Source organism: Allobosea sp. CER48 (assembly GCF_044752385.1).
In the GTDB taxonomy this organism is placed as follows: Bacteria; Pseudomonadota; Alphaproteobacteria; order Rhizobiales; family Beijerinckiaceae; genus Allobosea.
Genome location: NZ_JBIWYK010000212.1, coordinates 1 through 5,399 on the forward strand (window position 1 = coordinate 1; position 5,399 = coordinate 5,399).

The following is a 5,399-nucleotide window of genomic DNA, read 5'->3' on the forward strand; positions in this document are numbered from 1 at the left end:
GCGGTCCGAGCGCCTGCTCCAGTTCATTCGGCGCGACATCCTCGTTCGGCCCCGGGCGCACCCAGGAATCGGCCTTCTGGCCCTGCCCCGCCTGGTTGAAGCGGTCGACCAGTTCGCCGAGGCCGTTGTTGAGCATCGCTCCGGCGCCGCCGGCTCCGAGCAGCCCGCCGAGGCTGCCGAGGATGCCACCGCCTTCCTGCGGCATCGCCTGCGCCTGGCCCGGCTGGGATGCCGGGGGAGCAGCCTGGCCGGGCTGGGCCTGGCCGCCTCCGCCGAGCCATTCGGTGATCTTGTCGCGGTTCTGGTAGCCCGCGACGGCGAGAAGCCCGAGCAGGGCGGTCAGAGACGGAAAGCCACTGCTGCTGTTGTCGTCACTCACGGCATTCACTCCTCTGCGTTGAAGGAATTCCGGTTCAGGCCGCGCGATTGCGGCCGGAAATTGCGCCCCAGATCACCAGGACGACGATGGCGCCGACGACAGCGCCGATCAGCCCTGCCCCTTCGCCCGGGGCGTACCAGCCGAGCGACTGGCCGAGATAGGTCGCGACGAAGGCGCCGACGATGCCGAGAATGGTGGTCAGGATGAAGCCCGACGGCTCGTTCGAACCCGGCATGATGAACTTCGCGACGACACCGGCGAGGAAGCCGATGATGATGGTCCAGATGATGCCCATGCTATCCCTCCCTGTTGAAACGCGGCACATCAACACGCAGCTATCGCGCAAAGTTCCAGGCCGCGATGACGGCAGCATGAACCGCTCCCGCCCGGTCCGCCAGGCAACAAAAAACCGGCCCCTTTCGGGGGCCGGTTGTCCGCATCGTTGAATTCCAGGCGGGCCGTCCGGCCCCGTATTCGCCTCAGTGGAGGGTGCGCGCCGGCATCGTCTGCCTTACGCGCTCGATCTCATCCTTCAGTTGCAACTTCTTCCGCTTCAGCTCGGCAACGCTGAGATCACTCGAGGACGGGCTCGCCATAGCCTGGGCGATCGTGTCTTCGAGCTGACGATGCTTGCGCTCGAGTTCCGCAAGACGGGTTTGCAACGACATCTGGAGTCTCCTGATGAGCGGTTGACGCCTCAATCTGACATAGAGCCGGCTTCGCGTCTTCCCTGTGATGTCACACGACATTCATGAGATTCTGTGATCGTCACCGGCTCGTTCCCGGAAAGCCGTGAATAGGACGGCCCTCCGATCCATGCGCCGCTGCCGACGCTCTTGCCGGGCGTGCAGCGGCGAAGGCATAGTCACGCCCAATAACGGCGATGATGAGATGGTCATGGGATTCGAGCTCAGCCCGGAAGAGGTCGAGACCTTCACCGCGGAGCTGGCGCGGCTGCGCGAGGAGCACCGCGATCTCGACAGCGCCATCGACGCGCTGGAGCGCGTCGGATCGATCAATCAGGTCCAGGTGCAGCGGCTGAAGAAGCGCAAACTCTACCTGAAGGACCGCATCGCCCAGATCGAGGACGTGCTGACTCCCGACATCATCGCCTGACGCTGCGTCTTTCGCGGGGTTTGTGCCCGATTCGCCCTTGCTTAGAAGGCACCCGCCGGTCTAGATCGCGCGCTTCCCGAAGCGGAGCGCGAGCGCAGCCCAATGGCCGAGACCACTCCCCCCGTCGCCATCATCATGGGCAGCCAGTCCGACTGGGCGACGATGCGCCATGCGGCCGAAGCGCTTGAAGCGCTCGCCATTCCCTATGACGCCCGTATCGTCTCCGCCCACCGCACTCCGGAGCGCCTGTTCGATTTTGCCAGGGGCGCCAGGGCTGAAGGCTTCAAGGTCGTCATCGCCGGCGCCGGCGGCGCCGCCCACCTGCCCGGCATGACCGCATCGCTGACGCCGCTGCCCGTCTTCGGCGTCCCCGTCGAATCCAAGGCCTTGTCGGGGCAGGACAGCCTGCTCTCCATCGTGCAGATGCCCGCCGGCATACCGGTCGGCACGCTCGCCATCGGCCGGGCCGGCGCGGTCAACGCCGCCCTCCTGGCCGCCGCAGTGCTGGCGCTTTCGGACGCCAAGCTGGCGGAACGGCTCGACGCCTACCGCGCGCGCCAGAGCGCCGGGATCGCCGAGCGCCCCAATCGCGAGGACGCATGAGCCCGCCCGTTCCCACCGGCCTTGCCCCCGGCGCCATGCTGGGCATCCTCGGTGGTGGCCAGCTCGCCCGCATGATGGCACTGGCGGCCGCCGATCTCGGCATCCGCAGCCACATCTTCGCGCCCGAGACCGACAGCCCGGCCTTCGATGTGGCCGCCCGCCACACGATCGCGGAATATGAGGACGAGGCCGCGCTCGCAGCCTTCGCCGCCGCCGTCGACGTCGTGACCTACGAGTTCGAGAACGTGCCGGCCGCCACCGCGGCCTTCCTCGCCGGCCGGGCGCCCCTTCATCCCGGCGCCCGCGCCCTGGCGGTAACGCAGGACCGGCTGAGCGAGAAGAGTTTCGTCTCCGGCCTCGGCCTGCCGGTCGCGCCTTTCCGCGCCGTCGATTCGCTCGCTGACCTCGAGACCGCTGTCGCGGAGCTCGGGCGCCCCTCGGTGCTCAAGACCCGGCGCTTCGGCTATGACGGCAAGGGCCAGGTCAAGATCGCGCCTGGCAGCGACCTCGCCGAGGCGCATGAGGCGATCGGCCGTTTCCCCGCTATCCTCGAAGGCTTCGTGCCGTTCGTTCGCGAAGTGTCGGTCGTTGCCGCTCGCGGCCTCGACGGCTCCTTCGCCGCCTTCGACGTCTGCGAGAACGAGCATCGCGACCACATTCTCGCCTTTACCCATATCCCGGCGAACCTGTCGACCGCAGCTTCGGATGCCGCCATCGACGCCGCCCGTCGCATCGGCGAGGCCCTGGGTTATGTCGGCGTCTTCGCCGTCGAGATGTTCGTGCTCGAAGAGAGCGGCATCGAGCGTGTCGTGGTCAACGAGATCGCCCCGCGCGTTCACAATTCCGGGCACTGGACCAGCGAGGGCGCGCTGACATCGCAGTTCCACCAGCATGTCCGCGCCGTCTGCGGCTTTCCGCTTGGCGCCACGACCCGCCGCGGCCGCGTCGAGATGGAAAACCTGATCGGGGACGCCGCGCTGCGCTGGCGCGAGATCCTGTCGGAGCCGGGCGCCCACCTGCATCTCTACGGCAAGCGCGACGCTCGCCCGGGCCGGAAGATGGGCCATGTCACCCGCGTGCTGGCGGAGGGCGCCTAGGCGCTGGGCGCAATCCCGGTCTGAAACCGCTGCAAACCCCGATTTCGCGGGTTTGCAGCGTGGACAGCCCAAATGAATTCTGCTATCGGCACGAACCTTCGAGCGATGTGCCCTGCATATCGCCGGCCCTCATTCTTGGATCAACCGCTAAGGACGGACGTTTCACGTGCAGGTTCTCGTTCGCGACAACAATGTCGACCAGGCTCTCCGCGCTCTCAAGAAGAAGATGCAGCGCGAAGGTATCTTCCGTGAGATGAAGCTCCGCGGTCACTACGAGAAGCCTTCCGAGAAGAAGGCGCGCGAGCAGGCCGAGGCCGTGCGCCGCGCCCGCAAGCTGCAGCGCAAGAAGCTCCAGCGCGAAGGCCTGCTGCCCGCGCCGGTCAAGCCGAAGCGCCCCTGATCCGCTCCAGGCAGTTTTCGGACTGCCTCGACAGGGCCGATAGCGAGTCGCGCCTGGAGCCCGCTCCGGGCGCTCTTGCTTTTTGGCCATGTTAACCAAGTTTTGGCGGGTTTCAGGCGTTCTCTTGCGCGAGGCGCTGTCGGCTGGGGAGCGCAGAGACGCCGCGACCGGCCCTATGCCGGATGAGCCTTCCTTCAGAAGGGTCGGCGGCAGGCGAAGCACGGAACCAAAGAGGCAGAGCATGATCCGAGGCAGATATTGGCTGGCCGCAGCCGGCATGGCGCTCGCGCTCGCAGGATGCGACACCGTCTCCGGCATCTCCTCACAGGCCACCGTCGCCGAGCTCGACACCCGTGATACCGCCGACGCCAGCGTCAATATCGGCTCGCTGACCGAAGTCATCAGCCGCAATCCCAACGATCCCGGCGCCTATAATACGCGCGGCGCCGCCTATGCCCGCGTCGGCCGCTTTTCGGACGCGATCTCGGACTTCACCAAGGCGGTCCAGCTCGACCCCAATCTCGCCTCCGCCTACACCAATCGCGGCCTCGCCCTGCGCCAGAGCGGCCGCAACGACGCCGCGCTCGCCGACTTCAACCGCGCGACGACGGCGAATGCGAATTACGCCCCGGCCTATGTTGCCCGCGCCAACCTGCTGCGCCAGCAGGGCAACAGCCAGCAGGCCATCGCCGATCTCAACACCGCGATTCGCCTCAACCCTGAAGCGGCGGAGGCCTTCCACGCTCGCGGGCTCGTCTACCAGAAGGAAGGCCAGCACCAGCATGCGGTCACCGATTTCGATTCGGTGATCGACCGGAACCCCTACACGGCCCCGCCCTATATCGCCCGTGGCCAGAGCCTCAACGCGCTCGGCAAATACGATGCGGCGCTGGAGGACTTCACCGCGGCGCTCAACGTCGACAACCGCAACGCCGATGCCTGGGCCGGGCGTGGCTTCGCCTTCGAGAAGCTCGGCAAGAAGACCGAAGCCTCGGAAGCCTATCAGCGGGCGCTCGGCCTCGACGGCAACAACGCACAGGCCCGGGCCGGCCAGTCCCGCCTCGGCGGTGGCGGCTTCTTCCGCAGCTGATCAGGGCATCGAGCCGGCCTTCACGGCCGGCTCGCCGACCGTGCGGCTCTCGGCCCCGGCAATCGTCCCGCCAACGACATCGCCCAGGAAGCGCCGCACCTCGGCAAGCGAGCCGTGCTCCGGCAGATCCTCGTGGCGCCCCGCAGGAAAGCGCAGGAAGCGCTTTGGCGGGTTCGCCAGCTCGAAGAGCGCCCTGCCCTGCGCGAAGGGGATCACCTGGTCGCGCTCGCCATGCATCACCAGCAGCGGCACCTTGACCCGGCCGATGACCTCGTCCGAGCGGAACCGGTCCTTCATCAGCAGCCAGACCGGCACGTAGGGATAGACGCCCTGCGCGACCGCGGCGGTCGAGAGGTAGGGCGCCTCGAGGATGACCGCCCGCAACGGCACCTCCGCCGCCAGTTTCAGCGCCACGCCGGTGCCCAGCGACTCGCCGTACCCGATCAGCCGTCCGGCGCCGAAGCGGTCTGCAGCCGCGCCATAGGCGGCCCGGGCATCCTGCAGCAGGCCGTCCTCGCTCGGGCTGCCGGTCGAGCCGCCATAGCCGCGGTAGCTGACCGCGAAGAGGCCGGTGCCGTCTTCCGTCAGCGCCCGGAAGCGGCCCGTGCGGCCGGCCCGCGCCAGATTGCCGGCATTGCCGTGGAAATAGAGCAGGACCGGCTTGTCCGCCCGCGGTGGCACGATCCAGGCGACGAGCCTCTCGCCATCGGCGGT

9 protein-coding genes are annotated in these 5,399 nt (G+C 67.7%); 5 read left to right on the plus strand and 4 right to left on the minus strand.

The features are described 5' to 3' along the window. The 3 genes from ACIPIA_RS09615 to ACIPIA_RS09625 all read right to left on the minus strand — a co-directional run. Window positions 1-379 (minus strand): YidB family protein (locus ACIPIA_RS09615; RefSeq protein ID WP_400508920.1); only part of this gene is annotated, 379 nt, incomplete at its 3' end. A 34-nt stretch (window positions 380-413) separates the two neighbouring features. Further along, window positions 414-674 carry a GlsB/YeaQ/YmgE family stress response membrane protein gene (locus tag ACIPIA_RS09620; protein ID WP_400508922.1) on the minus strand — a complete coding sequence of 87 codons (261 nt, stop codon included), beginning with the start codon at window positions 672-674 and terminating at the stop codon, window positions 414-416. A 184-nt stretch (window positions 675-858) separates the two neighbouring features. Continuing rightward, window positions 859-1,047 (minus strand): YdcH family protein, encoded by a 189-nt coding sequence (locus tag ACIPIA_RS09625; RefSeq protein WP_400508924.1) that lies wholly within the window; start codon window positions 1,045-1,047, stop codon window positions 859-861. Window positions 1,048-1,276: 229 nt separating this feature from the next. Between ACIPIA_RS09625 and ACIPIA_RS09630 the strand changes: the two genes are divergently transcribed. From ACIPIA_RS09630 to ACIPIA_RS09650, 5 genes are all read left to right on the plus strand, one after another. After that, a complete protein-coding gene (locus tag ACIPIA_RS09630; RefSeq protein ID WP_400508926.1) occupies window positions 1,277-1,495 on the plus strand; it encodes a YdcH family protein in 219 nt (72 codons plus the stop codon). A gap of 102 nt (window positions 1,496-1,597) precedes the next feature. After that, window positions 1,598-2,098 (plus strand): 5-(carboxyamino)imidazole ribonucleotide mutase, encoded by a 501-nt coding sequence (purE, locus tag ACIPIA_RS09635; RefSeq protein WP_400508928.1) that lies wholly within the window; start codon window positions 1,598-1,600, stop codon window positions 2,096-2,098. After that, window positions 2,095-3,195: a 5-(carboxyamino)imidazole ribonucleotide synthase gene (locus ACIPIA_RS09640; RefSeq protein WP_400508930.1), complete on the plus strand. Its 1,101-nt coding sequence runs from the start codon at window positions 2,095-2,097 to the stop codon at window positions 3,193-3,195. The genes purE and ACIPIA_RS09640 overlap by 4 nt, the downstream gene beginning before the upstream one ends. Before the next feature lie 166 nt (window positions 3,196-3,361). Next, entirely contained in the window at window positions 3,362-3,595 is a 234-nt protein-coding gene (gene rpsU / locus ACIPIA_RS09645; protein ID WP_400508932.1) for a 30S ribosomal protein S21, read from the plus strand. A gap of 241 nt (window positions 3,596-3,836) precedes the next feature. Then, window positions 3,837-4,685 carry a tetratricopeptide repeat protein gene (locus tag ACIPIA_RS09650; RefSeq protein ID WP_400508933.1) on the plus strand — a complete coding sequence of 283 codons (849 nt, stop codon included), beginning with the start codon at window positions 3,837-3,839 and terminating at the stop codon, window positions 4,683-4,685. Here ACIPIA_RS09650 and ACIPIA_RS09655 read toward each other — a convergent pair. Beyond that, window positions 4,686-5,399: alpha/beta hydrolase (locus tag ACIPIA_RS09655; protein ID WP_400508935.1), on the minus strand; the 714-nt coding region annotated here is incomplete at its 5' end.